Here is a 15,311-nt window from a genome sequence, read left to right on the forward strand (position 1 = left end):
CCCCTGGAAAAGGTGGAAAGTAGTCAGGAGGTAAAATGAAAGCACAGCCAGTTTTAGACTTTTGGTTGAAAGAGTTAACACCAAAGCAGTGGTTTGCTAAAAGTGACGAGCTGGACAATACCATAGCCAAACGCTTTTCCGATACGTTAAAGGCTGCAGCTAAAGGGGAGCTCTGGCATTGGCGCGAAACGCCTCATGGCCGTTTGGCAGAAGTAATTGTGTTAGATCAGTTTTCTAGAAACATATACCGCGGCAGTTCGAGGGCTTTTGGGCAGGACGTGATAGCGTTAGTGCTGGCGCAGGAAGCCGTAGAGAAGGGCGCAGACAAGTCGTTGGATGCTAATGAAAAGGCCTTTCTCTATATGCCTTACATGCATAGTGAGTCGGCGTTAATTCATGACGAGGCTATGCGGCTTTTCAGTCAACCCGGGCTTGAGAACAACTACAAATTTGAAGTAAGACACAAGGAAATTATTGACCGCTTTGGACGGTATCCGCACCGTAACCGGGTACTGGGGCGCGAGTCGACCCCGGAAGAAGAGGACTTTCTTAAACAGCCGGGGTCCAGTTTCTAATACTACTTTATGTTTTCAATCAGCTGCGAAAGCGAGCTGACGGTAATAGTGGGATTAATGCCCCAGGGATCAAACTGAGCTTCTCTGGAACGTTTAACCCAGGCGGTTTTCCAGCCTGCTGCGCTGGCGCCAATAATGTCGAAACTGTTGCTGGATATAAGCCAGGTATTTTGCTCCTTACTGCCGCTTTTATCGAGAAAGTGCTGGTAAACCTGTGGGTTAGGTTTAAAGCTTTTAATGTCTTTGCAACTGATTATGTCTTTAAAGTAGCGGCTGAGCTCGGCAACCTCCAGCAGTTCAGTTACTGCATCGGCACTGCCGTTAGAAAAAGCAAAACACTCTATACCCGCCGAGTTCAACTTGCTCAGTGCGGTTTTCGCGTCATCGAATGCCGGTAAGCTCCGGTATTTTTCCAATAACTCTTCCTGTTGCGGTGCAGTTAACCCGGCTCCCAGTTCATTGTTGGTGAACAGAAGGGCGTCTTTGGTACAGACCGCAAAGTCTTCATACTGCTGCATAAGCCCACGACGAAATGAATACTCTAGTTGCTTATCACGCCAGCGGCTCGAAAACTCTTGAGCTTTGTCATCGCCAAGGTATGAACTCAGCAGGGAGACTAAGCCCTGAGCGTCAATAAGTGTGCCGTAAACGTCAAAAGCTAAGGTCGTCAAAATTACGCTCCAATTGCTTAATAAATTCTGTACATAGGTGTACGGCGTTATTCCGAATTTAGTTTGCCTTTAATTAAGTAATGCGAATTATTGTCATTTGTATTTACATTTAGAAAAAGCATCGGTAGCATACTGAGCCGCTTAGCCAACTTAATTAAGGACAATGAGAAATGGATAAATTCGTACCCAGCGCAATTGCTACCGTAATAGCTTCAACTCTGGCAGGTAACGCCCTGGCAAATGATTTCGAACTGCCCGACGGTATGGAGCGTATTGTTGTTACTGCTACTGGTTTTGAGCAAAAGCTGACGGAGGCGCCGGCAAGTATCTCAATTATTACCAATGAGGAAATACGGTCGCGCTCGTTTACGTCACTATTAGATGCTGTTAAATACCAGGAAGGCATTGATATAGGCACATCGCGGGATAAAACCGGGCAGGGCAGTATCAGCATGCGTGGGTTAACAGGTGACTACACTTTAATTCTGGTTGATGGCATACGTCAGAATAACCACGGTGATATTTACCCGAACAACTTTGGGGGCAACGCGTTTAACCACATTCCTCCGCTTGAGACAATTGACAGAATTGAGGTAATTCGCGGCCCGGCATCGACGTTATACGGAGCCGACGCACTTGGCGGTGTTATTAATGTTATTACCAAAAAGCACACTGACGACTGGTCTGGTGCTATCACCTTTGGTCGCAGTGTGCAGACAGATGATAACTTTGGTGACGACTTTACGACAGATTTCAGCGCAACGGGGCCTTTGATAAAAGATGTATTAAGCCTGGGAGTGCGCGCTAGTTTGTATGACCAGCAAGCATCTTCCCCTCAGTTTGAGCCAGCGGTTGATCCAAACGGTACCGTGCACATACGGGAATTAGGATTTGGCAGCGGTGGTCGAACCGTTGACAACAAAGACGAACATTACGGTTTTTCGGTGTCCTATACTCCGGCAAAGGGACACAACGTTAAGTTTGATTACGACAACTCACATCAGTCTTATGACAATACGCCGTCTTACGACGTAGAAACAGACACCATTACTTATCCGCTAGGTACCAAAGACAGCATTGAATCGATTTGGCAGGCTCGTGGCGGACAAGTTAACCCGCGGGCGGGTTATGCGGCGGATCAAAGCTTTGACCGCACCTGGTGGTCAATAGCGCACGATGCGGACTGGTCCTTTGGTTCAAGTATGGTGTCGCTGGCTTACGTGGATACACAAAACAACGGACGAACCTTACCCTTAAGTGTGGATGAGCGTTTGTTGCTGCAGCAAATGTACGATGGAACAGGAGACTACTCTGGTTTACCTGAAGACGAGCGGCGTTCTATTGCTGAAGAAACCTTCCTGCCAAGACCTGATCGCCCATTAGACAGCAGTCAATATACCCTGGACGCAAAACTGGATATTCCTTTTTCAGGTTTTGCCGGACACCACAATTTGGTGATAGGCGGCCAACTTATTGATGGTGAGCTAAAGGACGGTGTTTTTGGTCTGGAAGAAGGCAATGCCGGTGCTGTTCAAGAGCAGAAAATGTATTCGCTGTTTGTTGAAGATAACTGGATGCCAATAGCGGACTTTACTCTGACTGGCGGCGTTCGCTACGACGAACACGATGTTTTTGGCAGTCAGGTGTCGCCTCGTCTTTATGCGGTTTATAACTTAAGCCCGGCCTGGACGGTTAAAGGCGGTGTAAGTACGGGCTACAAAACACCGAAAACAACCGATTTATACGACGGTATTGTCGGCTTTGGCGGGCAGGGAACCATGCCTTTTGCCGGTAACCCGGAGCTACAGCCTGAAACCAGTGTTAACTCTGAAATTGCGCTTTACTGGAACTCAGACAACGGTGATAACAACTTTAATATCACCTACTTTAATACGAGCTTCGAGGACAAAATTGCCCGCGGTGATACCGTTCAAAGTTGTGATCAAACCGGCGGTGTGCGTCCATGCGTTAACTTAGGTGAATATGAACAACTGGGTTATGACACATGGAGTCAGAGTATTAATATCGATAAAGTCGATGTACAGGGTGTCGAAGTTGCTGCTCGTTACGTTATGAGCGAGGCGTGGTCAATACGTGGTAATTACACCTGGACTGACAGCGAGCAAAAAAGCGGCAGTCAGGCTGGGTTACCACTAACCAATACTGCAGAGCATATGGCCAACCTTTGGCTGAACTGGCAGGCGTCGGAGGTTCTGACGGTATATTTGCAAGGTGAGCTTCGTTCTGACCGTTATCGTGGCTATGACAGCAATATTGATAAGCAGCTTTATTTTGAAAACTACAGCCTGCTTAACTTAGGTGCGAATTATAAACTGACGGAATCGGTCGATTTAAACCTGCGTATTAACAATTTACTGGACCGTGACTTTACGACGTATTCGACAACCTATACTGATTTAAATGGTGACGGCGAGTTTGAATACGTAACAGGTCGCGGCGCGGTAAGCGAAGTTGTTTTCACCGACGATTACAATGTTAAAGATAAAACTCGTAACTTATGGATGGGAGTTACGGTAAGCTTCTGATCATATCGCTGATAAACTTCCTTCTCAAAGCTGCTGATTACGCGCATTACTATGCGAAAAAGTGATGTACAAAGTGGCTTAGTGAAGGAAGTCTCCTGCTAAAAGGTTCATAGTAGCAGTCACTATAAGTTTCCCTGACTTGATGGTATAAATTTAAAACGAGTCGATACTCGTGTTAAATAAAAAATAGTAAGGGACTGACATTTCGCTGGTTGGTGGAAGCCGGTTCGTTAAACTTAAAGGAAAACAGTGGCTCACTATTGTGGATAGACGACAGGAAGAACGTAGGCTTCAGCGCCGCGAAAAACTGACAACAGCTCTGCTTGTAAAAATTAGTGTATGGGCTGTTTCTATCGTTATTCTCGCTTCAGCTATTACGTTTATAACAACCTATAGTAATGCCAGAGATAGAGTTATAAGGGTATTGCAACAAGATTTATCACCAACATTAGAACGAAACCAGGCGTTATTTAATCGTATTGAAAAAAATGCGGTGATTCTAAGTGATGAATTTCTCTCTCAATATAGTTTATTGAAAGGTTCTAACTCTGCTGTAGAAAACTTTAAAACCTGGTATCAGGAAACATCTCCCGGGGTTTTCCGTTTGAAACCTGATTTTAATGGCGGAGTTTCGGTAAATCAAAGGTACTTCCAACACCTTAGTGCTTTTTTAGGACCCCGGCCGAATCCTATTAGTAACGAGTTGAGAAAACGGGTAGTCGCCGCCCAATACACTTTAAATGAATTAGCGCCGGCATGGCAAAACGATGTTGCTAATACGCACTTTTCCATGCCGGAAAATATTCTTTTAATGTATTCGAAGGACTCGCCCTGGGGACTGCTGGCCGACAAAGGTTTGGTTATTACTGATTTTTCGGTGGTTAAGTCGACTTTGCAAAGTCAAAACCCTGAAAGAAAACCGAACTGGACGGGTCTTTATTATGATATTTCCGCTGATGTATGGACTATTACCTATCAAAAGCCTGTCGACTTAGACGGTCGACATTTAGCTAACGCTAGTTTTGATGTCGGTTTAGGCAGTTTATTAAGTGATCTAACCGAGAGAAAACGTGCGAACTCTGAGCACATGGTGCTAAATACAAAAGGTGACCTAATTGCAGCTTCAAATATGTCGCAAGAAGCAATAGCTAAACGCTCAACATTGAACTCAAAAACATATAGTGAGCCTTTGTATCAAGCCGTAAGTCAGTTAGTTGCCGATAATGTTTTTAATGAAAAGTCGGTTATTTTGGAAGATGGGGTAGAGGGACAATTACTCATTGTCGATAAAATGGATGGCCCTGGTTGGTGGCATGTGACTTTATACCCACTTCGGGAAATTCGCCAGCAGGCTATTGCGTTGCCACTTCAATTGGTAGCGGGCGGTGTTGGCTTGGTGATACTTATTTTGTTGATGGCCTACTGGCTTATTCAACGAGAGGTGAGTAAGCCTTTGCATGAAGTTGCCGTTGTTGCTTCTCTTATGGGGCAGAAAAACTATCAAGAAGCTTTGTCCCATAGAGCCGCTTCGATAAAAGCCCGTGGTGAAGTTAAACAGGCATTAGATGCCTTTAAAACCATGGCAGCCCGATTTATTTCAGCCCAAAATGAGCTTGAGCAACAAGTTGAAGCACGAACTGCAGAGCTAGCAGAAGCTAACAAGCAACTGGACGCACTGGCGCATATGGATGGTTTAACTGGGTTGTTTAATCGAAGAGCTTTTGACAGGGATTTGAATGCCGCTATCGAGTCAGGGAAGTCTTACTATTTAATGATGGCCGACATTGACGAATTTAAGCCATACAATGACAACTACGGGCATGACGCGGGTGACAGTGCGCTGAAAAAGATAGCGCACTGCATACGGGACAAAACTCCGATGAAAGTTTACCGGTACGGCGGTGAAGAGTTTGCGATGATCATCCCGGCGACTGAATCAATAGAGAAAAAGCTTAACGAGTTGCGCGAAGCTGTAATGACTTTAGCTATTCCACATGACTACAAACAAGCGGAATTGCCGATTTTAACTCTAAGTATGGGAGCTGCACGGATTCAGGAGAATGAAGCCGCAGCTGATGCAATTCGAAGAGCCGACCGGCAACTTTATCAAGCCAAAAGAGCCGGTCGAAACTGCGTTTTTGTTGAGCCTCAGTAAGAGGCTTTTTATTTTAATTTAGGCACATAGTAGGCGCGCCTTTGATAAAGCACTGAAGGTAACATCGCATAAGAAGTGACTTTACGTATGTGTTCACCGCTTACTGATTCTTTTAACGGCAAGAGTATCTTTTGCTCGGGCTCGAAATGGAACAGTTGCGGTGGCTGCTCTACTTGAAGTACTGTCAGTATTTGTCCGTCCTTACTGCCCTCCAACCAACCGTAGTTATCACCAAATTGCATCATAGCCCTGTTTGCTGGCGTAAATTCAGGTCGGCTTAAGTCTTGCCCAATGGTTGGTGTATAAGTCGACACTCCGGCTAATGACATTAAGGTCGGAGCCAAATCAATTTGACTGGCTATTTCTGATACGGTTTTAGGTTGAATGTCGGCGCCCAAAATTAAGCCGGGAATGTGAAACTTGTCGACAGGTACGAGCTCCTCGCCATAAACTCGAGTATCGTGGTCAGCAACCACTAGAAATAATGTGTTTTGCCAGTAGTCACTCTTCTGTGCTTTTGCAAAGAACTCGCCTAACGCATGGTCTGCGTATTTAACGGCATTGTTGACCGTCTGCTTAGGTTGTTCTGCTAACGTAATCTCACCATCAGGGAACTCAAATGGCTCGTGGTTTGACGAGGTAAACGCAAGGGTAAACTGGGGGGCTGAGTTATCGGCTTGTGACAAGCGTTGATGTAACTTATTCAGTAAGTCTTGGTCACTAACTCCCCAGCTACCTGCAAACTGGGGAGACTCATAGTCGTCCTGGTCGATGACAGACTGAAACCCATTACCAACAAAGAAACTCGCCATATTGTCAAAGTGGGCTTGTCCTCCGTAGATAAACTCAGTGTTGTAGCCTTCTCTGGAAAGCGCGTCTGCGAGCGTAAAAAACTGACGCTGTGACCCAGACAGCTTGACGGTTGAGCGAGCACGGGTTGGTAAAAAACCGGAAATTACGGCTTCGATACCTCTGACTGAGCGAGTACCGGTTGCGTAGAGGTTTTCAAACCACCATCCCTGTTTCTTTAAACGCTCAAGGTTCGGCGTTAATGGCTTACCACCCAGCGACTCAACAAAGGTCGCACCAAGGCTTTCCTCCAGAATGACCACAATATTTAAAGGTACTTTGCGCTTGGCTGAGGCAGGTTGGTAATGCACGGTAGGATACTCGGCAAATGGAAACTCTAAATTGGCTAAATAAGGGACTTTTCGTACTTCATTAATGATCTCCTCGTCAGTGAATTTCCCGTAAACACGATTTGCCTGTGCTTCGTGCTTAAGGTTATACAGTGCGTACTCAAGGGTGTAAGTGGAGTTTAAAATTAATGAATTAACCATTGCATCGGAGGTGACCGCAAAAAATGCCGGATTGGCAGGCCGATGTGCCAGAGTCGATCGAATGCCGAACAATGTTGTAACGATTAATACTGGAATGACTGCTATTAGGTAACGCCGTTTTATGGCTCTTGGTTGGAAGTTATGTTCGGATTTCTTATACCAACGATATGAAAGGTAAACGAATACCAGTGTTGAGGCAATTCCGGTGAAAAGCCAACCAGCAAAGCCATGTATTAGGGTAGAGAAAACTTCTTTGGGGTACGCAAGGTACTCAAAGAACAATCGGTTTGGGCGCGTATCATACTGTGCTAAGAATGCGGGTGTTGAGATTTCCATGAACCACAACACTAATGCACAAATCAAAAACCAGGCTGTCCATAATCGCCGCCACCACCGCTGAGCTATCGATTTGTGTAAAATCACACTTAATGGCGACAATACTAACAATGGAATCAGAGTAAAGTATCCTACTTGAATTAAGTCTGCACGTACGCCAAGTACAATAAAGTCGAGCCAGTTAATAGCGCTGTCAACGCGCTCTGCATAGAGTCCAGCAAGTAATAAACGACAGCAGGTTAACAGCGTCAAAGTGGCTCCTGCGAAATAGGCTACTGGTTTAAACAGTGCCAGAGTTTGCCATAAGGTATTGTTAGACGTTGCTGCCCGCATAGATGTTAACTCTTCTTTTTTACTGACTACGTGAAGAAACTAACAGGCATTTCTTAAGTAAAGCTTAAGACTGCTTTAATAAACTGTGCCTAGTATTTTAAATCAGGGGCCAGGAGAGGATAAACAATGAAGCCAGCCTATACCGGTATGACTCGAATTTGGAAAGCGACGTTTAACTCACTACGAGGGATAAAAACTGCCTGGCGTTATGAAGCCGCGTTTCGACAGGAAGCTCTTATGTGTGCTGCTCTAATACCGGTTGCATTGCTCGTTGAAGCGTCGGTTACAGAACGCCTCCTACTCATTATGAGCTTATTTATTTTAGTCATTACCGAGCTACTTAATTCGTCTGTAGAAGCGGTTGTTGATCGTATTGGTGCTGAGTTTCACGAGTTGAGTGGTCGTGCAAAAGATATAGCGTCAGCTGCGGTATTCTTTGCGTTGCTGCTGTTAATAGTCACCTGGATCAGTATTTTGTTTTTCTGATTTTCTAAAAAAATTGGAACTTTTAATCAAACGCTTAAGCCATGATTTCTGACTGCAACTTAAGCTTTCCTTAAGTCTTTATTTATAAAGTGACAGCATCGAAGCTGTTTCAGCCGTAGGGGCTGACTTAAGGAGTAAACATATGCGTCACTGCTGGATATTACCGGATCATCCGTTACGTGAGCAGGTTGAATCATTTATTTGTGAACGTTACTGGCTTAACTTCAATGCCTGTCTACGCTCTTTGCCGCGTTTACTTATCGCTGTATTCGATGACGCTAAGCTGATTGCTGCCTGCGGAGTTCAGTTGGCTGACGAACAACCGCTATTTTCGCAAACGTATTTAACCAAACCTATTACTGGTTACCAGGTGAACTCCAGACCTCTGCCGCCCCCGGAACGCCTGGCCGAAGTTGGGTCAATGGCGGCATTAGATCCAAGTTACTTACCCTTATTATTTCGTGCGGTAGTTAGGCTTCTGAACTCGCATAACCGAACGGCTGTGATATTTACCGCCACTCGAGCGCTGCAAAAGTACTTTAGTCGTTTGGGTATTGCATTAACAGCATTAGAAACCGCGCAACAAAGCGCGTTGCCTGAGTCAACACGTGACCTCTGGGGGAATTACTATCAGCATCAGCCGGTGGTGTTGGCCGGGTGGTTAGAGCAAGGCTGCGTTTTTGAGCAACTTATTACGACACAAGATTCAAATCATGTCTCTGTTCGCGAGGTTGCCTTATGAATGCGTTGTTCGAACGAATTCAGCATCACGCGTTAACTGCTCCTGATGCAATTGCACTGTCCTCTGAACAGCAAAAGCTGAGTTACCAATCGCTTGTAGACGCGGTTTATAAACGAGTTGAGCAACTTAAGCAGCAACCTCAGAGAATCTTTCTTTTACAAAACCCAGACCCTGTTGCGTGGGTGATTGAAGACTTAGCGCTCATGCTGGCTAATAAGGTTTGCATACCGGTACCGCCATTTTTCAGTCAGCAACAGCAGTCCTACTTACAGAAAAAGGTAAGTGATAACAAACCGCTTCCGTCTGGAACATCAAAAGTTACTTTTACCTCAGGTAGTACCGGCGAACCCAAAGGTGTCTGCTTATCTGTCGAAAACCAACTGAACACGGTTGCTGCTTTGGCTGAGCGTGTTGCTGAGGTTAGTGTCTATCGCCACATGGTTATTATGCCGTTATCTATTCTTCTGGAGAATATTGCGGGTGTTTATCTGGCATTGTGGCTAGGAGCAGAAGTTCTGCTTTTTAAAGGCGAAACACTAGGGCTGAAAGGCTCGTCCTCAATACACGCTAATACGTTCTTTTCAGCATTATCTCACTATCAACCCGATAGCTTAATTCTCACGCCGGCGTTGCTTAATGCTCTTGTCGAAGGAACTAAACGCGGGGCTATTGATGCGAAACAGTTCAAGTTACTCGCCGTCGGTGGTGCTCGTCTGAGTTCAACATTGGAACGACAAGCACGGGCGTTGGGGCTGCCAGTTGTTCAGGGGTATGGGTTATCTGAATTCAGTTCGGTGGTTGCGCTGAATGCGCCCGCTGCGGTCGCGCCAGGAACGGTTGGACACCCTCTGAACCATGCCGTTGTCACAATACGCGATGGTGGTGTGGTCGTCAGAGGAAATACCATGCTGGGTTATTGGGACAGCCCTGACAGCTGGTTTCCGAGCGAGATTAACACGGGCGATTTAGGGCAGTTTGATGAAGACGGGCGATTAATCATTTTAGGGCGACGCAAGCACATCATTGTGAATGCTTATGGCCGTAATATTGACCCTGAGTGGCTAGAGGCAGAACTGTGCAGTCAGCAAGCGATTCACCAAACGGCAGTATTTGGCGATGAAGAAACACCGCTGACAGCGTTGGTGGTGTTAACGAGCCCTTCAACAGCTGAACAGGTTAGCTCGGTTATTTATCAGGTCAACCAACAGCTCCCGGACTACGCGCGCATCCAACGTTATGTTGTTTTGAAAGAACCTTTCACCGTCAGCAACGGTTTGTTAACCGGCACAGGGCGCTTACGACGTCTCGCTATCAAAGACGCTTATCGGGTTGATATTGACCCTACAACTTATTCATCTGCTAACGAGGTATACGATGATGTTCTTTAATACTTTATGCGAACAAACTCAAAACGAACAACGCTATTTACTGAGCGCGCCTGCCATTCAACAAGCGTTGCAGGGTGAGATAACCATAGAAAGATATCGTGCTTTTTTAACTCAGGCTTACCACCATGTTAAGCACACCACGCCATTATTAATGCGCTGTGGCAGCAAGCTGTCGTTTCGGGATGAGTGGCTGCGTAAAGCAGTCATCGAGTATATCAATGAAGAATACGGCCATGAACGCTGGATACTTAATGATATTAAGGCGGCTGGCGGTGACGTTGAAGTCGCGCAGTCGAGTGAACCACATACGTCAACCCAGGCGATGGTATCACTGGTTTATCAAGCTATCGACAATGAGCACCCTGCGGCATTTTTCGGTATGGCGCATGTGCTGGAAGGCACTAGCGTTAAGCTGGCAACGCAGGCTGCGGGAAAAATAAAAGACGCACTGCAACTACCGGACTCTGCGTTCAGCTACTTACTGTCGCACGGTGACTTAGACCAGGAGCATGTGCAGTTTTTTGAACAGCTGATGAACCAAGTGACCGATGAACAAGCTAAGGAAGTCATTGTGCGTACAGCGAAGCATGTTTATCGGCTTTACGGTGACATGTTTCGTGCTCTTCCTGAACTGGCAGGAGAGCCGCTATGAGTCAGTTTAACTGGCAACAGCAAACTATTGTACTAACCGGTGCGGCGGGTGGGCTTGGTCAATCCCTTGCCGAAGCACTGAGTCAACGAGGGGCCAGGCTTATTATGGTAGGGCGCACCAGTGGCACGCTTGACGCTCTGGCAAAGCGGCTTAATCAGACGCCATTTTTGGCTGATTTAACTCAACAGAGTGAACGTGCGCGGCTGCTTAAATTTATAACAGAGCAGGGCGCAGCGGTAACCGGATTAATTAACAATGCCGCAGTCACTCATGAAGGCCTGTTCGGTAATGCTACTGCCGATGATATTGAGCGTGTCATTACTACGAACTTAATGGTGCCCATTGCATTGACTCATGATTTTCTGCCGGTGTTAAGCGCCAATAAAGGGTGGGTTTTAAATGTCGGCTCGGTATTCGGTGCTATCGGTTTTCCGGGGCAAGGCCTTTACTGTGCCAGCAAATTCGGCTTGCGAGGCTTTAGCGAAGCGTTGAATAGGGAGTTGCTGAACAGCGATATTAATGTGATGTACGCAGCCCCTCGTGCCATTAAGACCTCACTGAATAATGGTTTGATTAGCCGGTTAAATACAACACTTAAAACCAAACAGGATGCTCCGCAGCGGGTTGCGCAGCAGCTTGCCACGCAAATAGAGAACCAATCGTGGTTGCGAACACTCGGATGGCCGGAGCGGCTATTCGTTCGCCTAAACGGGCTGTGGCCTGAACAGGTAGGACGGAGTTTGAAAAAAGCACGAGATACTTTATATCAATTACTTGAGGAATACCGCCATGAAAAGCACTAAATTATACGCATTTGTTCTAATCGGTTTATTGGGGCTGCCAGCGTTATCGGCTGAATTTAATAGCAGCGATAACAGTCAGCAACGCTTGCATGACCTTCAACAGCGCTGGGCAACGGTGAACTACCAATTAGAAAATGACAAACAAAAGCAAGAGTTTGAAGCGCTTGTCGCAGATGCTCAGCAGTGGGTTGAGCAAGAACCTGAGTCCGCCCCCGCACATATATGGTTGGGTATTATTAAAAGCACTTACGCAGGTGCAAAAGGTGGGTTAGGAGCGCTGAGTCTGGCGAAAGAGTCGAAAAAGTCGCTGGAGAAAGCGCTTGAGTTAGATCCGAATGCGCTCGATGGTTCAGCTTATGCCTCTCTGGGTACCTTGTATTACAAAGTCCCGGGTTGGCCGTTCGGATTTGGTGACGATGATAAGGCACAGCAACTGCTTGAAAAAGCCTTAACAATTAACCCTGATGGCATTGACCCTAACTACTTTTACGCGGATTATTGGTTTGAGCAGGGCAATTACGCAAAAGCAGAGCATTACGCTCAAAAAGCATTAAAAGCGGCTCCCAGACCTGAACGACCATTAGCCGATGAAGCGCGTCGTGCAGAGGTGAATCAGTTGTTGGCTAAAATACAGCGCGAACAATAAATAGTAAGGATGTGGGCTACATGGATCTATTGTTGGTCGAAGATGATGCAATGCTCGGGCAAGCCGTTGAACTTGGTTTGTCCGAGCGGCAATTTAATGTGCAATGGGTTCGTACTGGTGCGGCAGCGATTAGTGAGAGTCAGCGAGTTAATTATGATGTCGTTGTCCTTGACCTGGGGCTGCCGGATTTAGATGGTAGTCGCGTATTGTCCTCCTTGCGTAAAAAAGGACAAGTGCTGCCGATATTAGTGCTGACAGCGAGAGACGACAGCTCAGAAACTGTGAAGCTGCTGGATCTTGGTGCTGATGATTACATGATAAAGCCTTTTGATATGAACGAGCTTGCAGCGAGACTGCGCGCTTTAGTAAGGCGTCAACGAGGGTATGCGACACCAGAGTTGAGTTGTGGGCCTATCAGCCTGGATGAGTTAAATTTTCAGGTGCTTGTTAATCAACAGCCAGTGAACTTGTCGAAACGTGAGTTTGAGTTATTGCGTGCAATGATGGCTGCGCCGGAACGGGTTCATAGTCGAGATAAGTTAGAGCAAATCGTTTTTCGTAATGAGCAGCAGGTAGAGAGTAATGCGTTGGAAGTGCATGTCCACAACTTGCGCAAAAAGCTTGGCAATAAGGAGTGGATTCAGACCATTCGCGGCGTGGGGTATCGTTTAGCATGTGGCTAAATAGCAGAGTAAAAACGAAACTCAACTCGATACGTCGGCGAATCCTTGTCGCTGTCTCTGCGGTTTATTTGTTAAGCGCGACGGTATCTGCCATATGGATTTACGCAGAAATAAGTCACGAGGTTGATGAGCTATTTGATGCAGAGATGGTTCAGCAGGCAAAAACGCTATTGGCATTATTACCCCGCGATGGAGCTGTCGTATCGCGTGACATAACGATTAGTCGTATAAATGCGCATTCATATGAAGACAAACTCTCCTATCGTATCGAGACGATTGACGGTAAGCGCATAATGCAAACGGAAGGATCTTTGGACCCCTCTGTTATCCCTTTTAAAGAGGGCTTCTCAGTTAAGACGGTAGATAATGAGCTTTGGCATAGCTTCGGTTTGAGTTCGCCGGCTAGAGATTATCGCATTCTTCTCTTGCAGCAAGATGAATTTCGTTCTGAAATACGCGGTGATCTGACGACCGACATGGTTGTGCCCATTTTAACCTTATTGCCATTAATGTTGTGGTTAGGCTGGTGGACCATAAACCAAAACTTTGCCAGCTTCAGAAGGCTGGCAGAAGCACTTAGGCGCAAGCGCTCAGACGATTATAGGCCGTTCATTGAGTCGAATGACACTGAGGAAGTGTCGTTGGTGAAAGGCGCGTTAAATCATTATCTGACGCGTATTGAGCAAACATTTTTGCGCGAAAAGCAGTTTTCTGCGGATGCCGCGCATGAGCTCAGAACGCCACTGGCCAGCCTGAAAGCGCAGTTGCAGAATCAGTGGCAAAAAGCTTCAACTCAGCAGCAAAAAGAAGAGCTGGAATCGCTGTTAGCCAGTACGGATAGGTTAGTAAGTCTGGTCGAAAGTCTACTTTTATTATCGAAGACGGAGCTACCGCCGCAGCATTGGAGACAAGTCAACGCTGCCGCTACTCTTCGACAGGTCATTTCGGATTATTACCAGTGGGCTGATTCGCGGCGGTTAGTGATGGATGTGAATCTTCCCGACACCGTCTTATGGCGCTCAGAAGAGCGTTATCTAACGATGTTATTCAGTAACCTTGTTGATAATGCGATTAAATATGCAGCACCTCAATCGTCGATTGACGTTCAATGTGATGGTTCTCTCTTTACAATACGCAATCGTATTGAAAAATCTCACCACGTTGACGCTAAACGGCTGACCGAGCGTTTTTATCGTGGTGGGCAGTTGAGAGAAGAAGGCGCTGGGTTAGGTCTGAGTATTGTCAGTAATTTAGCCAAACAGTTGGGGTTAAAGTTGACTCTTGCTCTTGAAGACGATTGGTTTGTTGCAAAAGTTGAGGTTGATCAAGCATTGGTTGAAAAGCCTGGAATCTCCAGACAGCCTTAATGTTGGCTTAATATTGTCCTGTTACTCTGACGTCAATGATTAGAAGGAGTAACATTATGGATAGGCATTATTCACCATTATCGCGCATATTGCACTGGCTAGGCGCCATGGCAGTTATTGTCATGCTGACACTCGGGTTTATGATGTTTTTTGCCGACTCCCGGGAGGTAAAACATTTTTCTGAAGCTGCCCACATTGGTGTTGGCTTTTTTGCCTTCTTATTAATAGGCTGGCGCAGTGTATTACGACTGTATCAGGGGTTCCCTGAGCCGGCCCACACTTCCACAGAAAGGATTGCCAGATACCTTCATTACGCTCTGCTATTAACAATGCTGGTTTTAATTGTAACGGGACCACTGTATTTATTTACTGAAAATGATCCACTGTCAGTTTTTGGTTGGTTTGCCGTATCATTTGACTTAAGAGTTCTCGAATGGATTCATGAGCCTGCAGAGGAAGTGCACAAGGTGTTGGGTACCTATATACTGCCGTTTCTATTGATATTACATATTGGTGGCGGGGTTCGCCACTTCTATAAACACCGTGCTTAACTCGCGTTACTTTTCACGAGTTAAGCCGTTATCAGTA

Annotated in this window: 14 protein-coding genes; 12 read left to right on the forward strand and 2 right to left on the reverse strand. The window is 46.1% G+C overall.

What is annotated here, in order from left to right:
• Positions 1-35 precede the first annotated feature (35 nt).
• Positions 36-575 (forward strand): DUF924 family protein, encoded by a 540-nt coding sequence (locus K5X84_RS04695; protein WP_222236795.1) that lies wholly within the window; start codon positions 36-38, stop codon positions 573-575.
• A gap of 2 nt (positions 576-577) precedes the next feature.
• Here the strand turns inward: K5X84_RS04695 and K5X84_RS04700 are convergent, their stop codons facing one another.
• On the reverse strand, positions 578-1,249 hold the full coding sequence (locus tag K5X84_RS04700; protein ID WP_222236989.1) for a haloacid dehalogenase type II: 672 nt from the start codon (positions 1,247-1,249) through the stop codon (positions 578-580).
• Between the two features lie 167 nt (positions 1,250-1,416).
• Here K5X84_RS04700 and K5X84_RS04705 point away from each other — a divergent pair, with 167 nt between their 5' ends.
• The gene (locus tag K5X84_RS04705; protein ID WP_222236796.1) at positions 1,417-3,792 is read left to right on the forward strand and encodes a TonB-dependent receptor domain-containing protein; all 2,376 of its coding nucleotides are present in this window, start codon (positions 1,417-1,419) and stop codon (positions 3,790-3,792) included.
• A 262-nt stretch (positions 3,793-4,054) separates the two neighbouring features.
• Positions 4,055-5,947, forward strand: coding sequence for a GGDEF domain-containing protein (locus tag K5X84_RS04710; RefSeq protein ID WP_244994827.1), 1,893 nt, complete (start codon positions 4,055-4,057; stop codon positions 5,945-5,947).
• An 8-nt stretch (positions 5,948-5,955) separates the two neighbouring features.
• On the opposite strand, the gene K5X84_RS04715 is transcribed toward K5X84_RS04710, so the two are convergent.
• Entirely contained in the window at positions 5,956-7,956 is a 2,001-nt protein-coding gene (locus K5X84_RS04715) for an LTA synthase family protein (RefSeq protein WP_222236797.1), read from the reverse strand.
• Between the two features lie 126 nt (positions 7,957-8,082).
• Between K5X84_RS04715 and K5X84_RS04720 the strand changes: the two genes are divergently transcribed.
• The 9 genes from K5X84_RS04720 to K5X84_RS04760 all read left to right on the forward strand — a co-directional run bounded on the left by K5X84_RS04720 (position 8,083) and on the right by K5X84_RS04760 (position 15,274).
• A complete protein-coding gene (locus K5X84_RS04720) occupies positions 8,083-8,442 on the forward strand; it encodes a diacylglycerol kinase (RefSeq protein WP_222236798.1) in 360 nt (119 codons plus the stop codon).
• Between the two features lie 142 nt (positions 8,443-8,584).
• Positions 8,585-9,184: a thermostable hemolysin gene (locus K5X84_RS04725; protein ID WP_054487234.1), complete on the forward strand. Its 600-nt coding sequence runs from the start codon at positions 8,585-8,587 to the stop codon at positions 9,182-9,184.
• Positions 9,181-10,572, forward strand: a complete 1,392-nt coding sequence (locus K5X84_RS04730) for an AMP-binding protein (protein ID WP_222236799.1) — start codon at positions 9,181-9,183, stop codon at positions 10,570-10,572. Before K5X84_RS04725 ends, K5X84_RS04730 begins: the two co-directional genes overlap by 4 nt.
• Positions 10,559-11,224 (forward strand): iron-containing redox enzyme family protein, encoded by a 666-nt coding sequence (locus tag K5X84_RS04735; protein ID WP_222236800.1) that lies wholly within the window; start codon positions 10,559-10,561, stop codon positions 11,222-11,224. The genes K5X84_RS04730 and K5X84_RS04735 overlap by 14 nt, the downstream gene beginning before the upstream one ends.
• On the forward strand, positions 11,221-12,027 hold the full coding sequence (locus K5X84_RS04740; protein WP_222236801.1) for an SDR family oxidoreductase: 807 nt from the start codon (positions 11,221-11,223) through the stop codon (positions 12,025-12,027). The genes K5X84_RS04735 and K5X84_RS04740 overlap by 4 nt, the downstream gene beginning before the upstream one ends.
• On the forward strand, positions 12,014-12,673 hold the full coding sequence (locus K5X84_RS04745) for a tetratricopeptide repeat protein (RefSeq protein WP_222236802.1): 660 nt from the start codon (positions 12,014-12,016) through the stop codon (positions 12,671-12,673). The genes K5X84_RS04740 and K5X84_RS04745 overlap by 14 nt, the downstream gene beginning before the upstream one ends.
• A 20-nt stretch (positions 12,674-12,693) precedes the next feature.
• Positions 12,694-13,356, forward strand: coding sequence for a response regulator (locus K5X84_RS04750; RefSeq protein WP_054487244.1), 663 nt, complete (start codon positions 12,694-12,696; stop codon positions 13,354-13,356).
• Entirely contained in the window at positions 13,347-14,723 is a 1,377-nt protein-coding gene (locus K5X84_RS04755; RefSeq protein ID WP_244994828.1) for a histidine kinase dimerization/phospho-acceptor domain-containing protein, read from the forward strand. The genes K5X84_RS04750 and K5X84_RS04755 overlap by 10 nt, the downstream gene beginning before the upstream one ends.
• A gap of 56 nt (positions 14,724-14,779) precedes the next feature.
• Entirely contained in the window at positions 14,780-15,274 is a 495-nt protein-coding gene (locus K5X84_RS04760; RefSeq protein ID WP_222236803.1) for a cytochrome b/b6 domain-containing protein, read from the forward strand.
• Positions 15,275-15,311: the final 37 nt, after the last annotated feature.

It is taken from the genome of Idiomarina abyssalis, assembly GCF_019797805.1.
Lineage (GTDB): Bacteria > Pseudomonadota > Gammaproteobacteria > Enterobacterales > Alteromonadaceae > Idiomarina > Idiomarina abyssalis.